The sequence below is a fragment of the Coleofasciculus chthonoplastes PCC 7420 genome, from assembly GCF_000155555.1.
GTDB classification, from domain to species: Bacteria; Cyanobacteriota; Cyanobacteriia; order Cyanobacteriales; family Coleofasciculaceae; genus Coleofasciculus; species Coleofasciculus chthonoplastes_A.
Map to the genome: position 1 here is coordinate 1 of NZ_DS989860.1, position 4,699 is coordinate 4,699.

At 44.6% G+C, this 4,699-nt stretch carries 1 protein-coding gene and 3 pseudogenes; all 4 read left to right on the plus strand.

Features of this window, described 5'->3' with window-relative positions; translation table 11 throughout:
• A pseudogene (locus MC7420_RS24215) lies at positions 1-322 on the plus strand (hypothetical protein); the annotation flags it as partial.
• A gap of 504 nt (positions 323-826) precedes the next feature.
• Positions 827-1,297: pseudogene (locus tag MC7420_RS24225) on the plus strand (AAA-like domain-containing protein); the annotation flags it as partial.
• Between the two features lie 278 nt (positions 1,298-1,575).
• Positions 1,576-3,885, plus strand: a complete 2,310-nt coding sequence (locus MC7420_RS24230) for a CHASE2 domain-containing protein (RefSeq protein ID WP_006103864.1) — start codon at positions 1,576-1,578, stop codon at positions 3,883-3,885.
• A gap of 147 nt (positions 3,886-4,032) precedes the next feature.
• Positions 4,033-4,699: pseudogene (locus MC7420_RS44155) on the plus strand (ISKra4-like element ISMich2 family transposase); the annotation flags it as partial.

The window sequence follows — 4,699 nt, forward strand, 5'->3', positions numbered from 1 at the left end:
AAAACGGTTGGGCATGGCAGGAGACGAGTTAAGTAGCGGCGACCGTAAAGGATGGAACGCCGGAAGCGGTTCAAAAATGTGCCGGACTGAACTCTATATGTGGATTTTGGTTGCGATCGCCCCCAAGGGAAATCGCCCACACGGAGCAATTGGCGAAAGACTAGGAAATTTCTACGATGAACGACAGAAACGATTTGAGATTGAGAAAAATGACCAAGGAGGTAGTAACACATTCGGAAAACTGATCATCAGTCAGACCGCCGCTTATGGCTGCAAGCTCCTGTTCAAGGAGCTTAAGAAGGCTCTGAAGCTTAAAGAGTAAAGACCCTCACAGCCGTTACTACCTGAGAAATCTGAAATATTGAAGTAGTAACGGCGATTTTAAAACACCCGTTACTAAACCAACAGTAACGGGTATCGATTGATAAGGCAATTATGCTCCGCTGGAACACAAACCTATAAGACAAGATTATGAAAGCATCACGACTATCCGCATGGGATAAAGCGTGCTTAAGGGTGTTAATCCTTAAACACATAACCAAAAAACGCGACTATCTGGGATCGGTAATGATTCGATGCAGACAGCTAACCAAAAAATATACAGCATTCGGCGTAAAAGAAGCGTGTAAAGAAATATGCGAATCATACCCCAAAAGCGACAGAGGGGAAAGGATTCTATTCTTTACCGAGATGCTAAACGAACAAAGCTACCTACTGCTCTGATTAGCGAATCTTATGGGGCAACCGTCCAGCAGTGCATAACCAGCTTATCAATTCTATCCCAGTTTTCCATACTACACTAGCAATGTAGAGTGAAGATTATCGCGAACTGGATATTAATCAGTCACCATTTAATACGGGACTTCCGATCGCGTTACCGGAATTGAGTCGGGAACAGGTGCAAGCGTTGGCGCAAGACTATGGATTGGATTGGCAAATTGATCAGGTGAATCGGTTAATGGCAATGGTGGGGGGACAGCCTTATTTGGTGCAAGAGGCGATGAAGCAAATTGGACAAAAGTTGGTGACATTGGAGGAGGTTTTGGCAACGGCGGCGACTCCTAGGGGAATTTATCGGGATTATTTGCTGATGTATGGACAAAAGTTACATCAATCGCCGGATTTGGTGGCGGCGTTTAATCAGGTTGTTGGTGTTAATCATTCGGTGAGATTGAATCTGGAGGTGGCGGATGTTTTGGAGAATTTGGGGTTGGTTCGGTGGGAAGGGGATGGCGTTAGTCCTCGTTATGAGTTGTTTCGTCGGTATTTTGAGAGTCGGATTGAATCGGGGGGTTAGGGATTGTTTGATTTGATGTTGTGGGGAGAGAGTTTATGTTTTTTTAACGCAGAGGAACGCAGAGGTTTACGCAGAGGAACGCAGAGGGGGTGAGTGGATGGGGGGACAGGTTTTAGGGGGTTGGAGATGGAGTTGGGTTTGATGTTTAGGATTAGATGACGAATAATGAGAAATAAAAAATTATAGACAACCAATTTATCGGTGTAATCAGTGTGACTAACTTCTCAGATCCCTACCCCAATCTCTCTAATAAATCAGTGAAATCAGTGTTTTGACAAATGACTAATGACGACTATCAAGTAGGTGGCGCTTTACCTCTGGATGCGACGAATTATGTGGTTCGGGCGGCGGATCAAGAACTTTTTCAGGGATTGAGGGGGATGCGGTTTTGTTATGTGCTGAATTCTCGTCAGATGGGGAAGTCGAGTTTGTTGGTGCGGACGATGAAACGCTTGCAAGATCAGGGGTTCGCTTGTGTGGAAATGGAAATGCGGGATATCTGTAGTTTTCAAATTACTCAGGAGGAGTTTTATGGCACAATGGTGAGTCATTTGGTGAGTGGGTTTGAGTTGGATCTGGATGAGGGGGAGTGGTGGTATCGGTATGGGTATTTGTCTCCCTTTGATCGGTTCAGTAAATTCGTTGATGAGGAGGTTTTGGGTAGGGTTGCGGGTAAGATTGTTATTTTTATTGATGAAATCGATAGTATTCTGAATTTAGAATTTAAGGATGATGTATTGGGGTTTATCCGTACTTGTTATAATAAACGGGCAACTCAGCAGAAATACCAGCGTTTAACGTTTGCGTTGTTGGGAGTGGCGACGCCTTCGGATTTGATTGCGGATAATCAGCGCACGCCGTTTAATATTGATAGTTTGGCGATTGAGTTAAAGGGGTTTACACGGGAAGAGGCGAAACCTTTAGTTAGGGGATTAGAGGGAAAGGTTCCTCATCCTGATGCGGTACTTCAAGCTATATTAAATTGGACAGGAGGACAACCGTTTCTGACGCAAAAGGTATGTCGGTTGGTGTGTCAAACAGTTGGGGAAGAGAGGCACATTGATTACTTGACTAAACCCGCCCTTCTCAGGGGAAACTATTCCCAATCCCTTGTGGATCAGGTGGTCCGATCGCACATTCTCGATAACTGGCTGTCTCAGGATCATCCTGAACATCTGCGGACGATTCGCGATCGCGTCTTGTCTGGATATCAAGATAAGCAATGGGTATTAACGCTGTATCACCGGATACTCAAACGCAAGAAAGTTCCGGCTGATGAGAATAATTTGCAGCAGCAATTACGGTTATCGGGGTTAGTGGTGAAGCGGGGGGGACAGTTGCAGGTGGCGAATCGGATTTACGCCTCGGTTTTTGATCGCCATTGGGTGAATCAACAGCTTCAGCCGATTCCCTCTCCCTCGCTATCCCTTCCCTGGTGGCGGGTAATCGCTGCGACGGTGGGGGTAACAGTATTGGTGATGGGGATGCGATCGCTTGGCGTATGGCAATCTTGGGAATTCCAGACGTTTGATTGGTTTGGGCGATCGCGTCAGTCGGAGGAACCGGATCAACGGTTATTGCTGGTACAGGTGACTCGGCAGGATATCGCCAACTTAGGCAATGAATATCCACTGCATGATCGCACAATGCGGCAATTATTACAAGCCTTAGACCAATATCAGCCCCAACTTATCGGCTTAGATATCTATCGTGACCGACCTGAAGGCAAAGGTCAAGCAGAATTAATTGAGTATCTCAAAACGCGCGATCGCGTGATTCCGATTTGTACCCATCCCAATCACAATGATCCCGAAGGTATCTCACCACCCCCAGACATTCCCCGCCAGCGTTTGGGATTCAGTGATGTGATTACCGATTCCGATAGCATTGTTCGCCGTCATCTTTTAGCCATGAATCCGCCTCAACCTTCCAACTGTTCCGCCTACTATGCTTTTAGTTCCCAAATCGCCCTGCGTTATTTACAGAATCAGGGTTTTTCTGTTGAGTTTCCCACCGCCAAACAATGGCAAATTGGCGGAATTCGCTTCAAGATTCTCAACCAGAACCCTGGATTTTATACCGCCTCCCAAGTCAAAGGACACCAAATCCTGCTCAACTATCGTCGCACCAAGGAAATTGCCCCAACAGTAACCCTGACTCAGGTACTCAATCATCAAGTGAATCCCGCCTTAATTCAAGACAAAATTATTTTAATTGGCGTTACCGATCCCAGCGTCAAGGATTACTTTAAAACACCAGATAATCAAGATATTCGCGGCTTATACCTTCACGCCCATAAAATCAGTCAACTGATTAGCGCCGTTGCGGATAAACGTCCCATACTTCAATTTCCCCCCTGGTGGATAGAGAGTCTTTGGATTGGAACTTGGGCATTATCAGCCGGACTGATAAATTGGCGGATTTCCGGCTTAGTCTATCGAGTAATCGCCAGCGGAATTATTCTAATTAGTATTGGGGGAGTTAGCTTTATTATTTTTATCACGCTTCATTTTTTTCTTCCTATGACTCCATTTATTTTTGCCTATCTAATCACCAATATATTCTTATGGAAACGCCAATCTATATAACTCTAAATCGGGAGCATCCCATTTTGGCAAATAGCCGGGAAAGGTCGATTTTTAATTCGCGGTTATTACTCGCGAATTAAATCTCCGTGTATACTTGAACGACTCAAGGTGACATAATATAGATGGAGATATTCACAAAGTTTACTGATGAACCAAGCCGAACGCCTGGAACTGGAAGCTTGTTTAAGACGAGCAAGTGAGATTCTGTACAACAATAGTGACACAGACAGTTTAGAAACCCTAGCTGACATCGAAATTACAGTCAGAAACCAAATTTTAGAATACGTTAGTCCCCAAATCGCCCTTTTTTTATCACCCAAAAAACCCAAACCCGACGCGGGAAAACCCGAACCCTAAAAAGCTGCCTGGGAAAACTAAAGATTACCAAAAAACAAGCAGATGCTTTAGGGATAGAAGCCTATACACGCCATAGCCCTTTGCTAGAAAAATGCTGTCTTCTTTTAAGCGCCAATGAATCTTATCAAAATGCGGAGAGTGATTTGTATTTGTTAACGGGGCTAAAAGTTGGTCACTCCACGCATCATCGGAAAGTGAATCAAATTGAATTACCGCTTCCGGATCTCAAACAAGGATTATCAGAGATAAGCGTTGATGGCGGAAAAATTCGCTTGAGGACGGCAGAGAAAGGAGAACCGAGTTTTTGGCAAGAATATAAAACAGCTCGCTTACAAGAATTTATTACGGAGCTTTCTTTCAGATAATCTATCTTTAACGGATGGATAAATAGTCAAACATTAACCTCACCCTTGTACTGTTTAGGGGATGGACATGATGGGATATGGAACATCTTTGC

Coding starts and splice junctions, on each gene's coding strand:
- MC7420_RS24230 (WP_006103864.1), top strand. CDS start 1,576: ATGACTAATGACGACTATCAAGTAGGTGGCGCTTTACCTCTGGATGCG.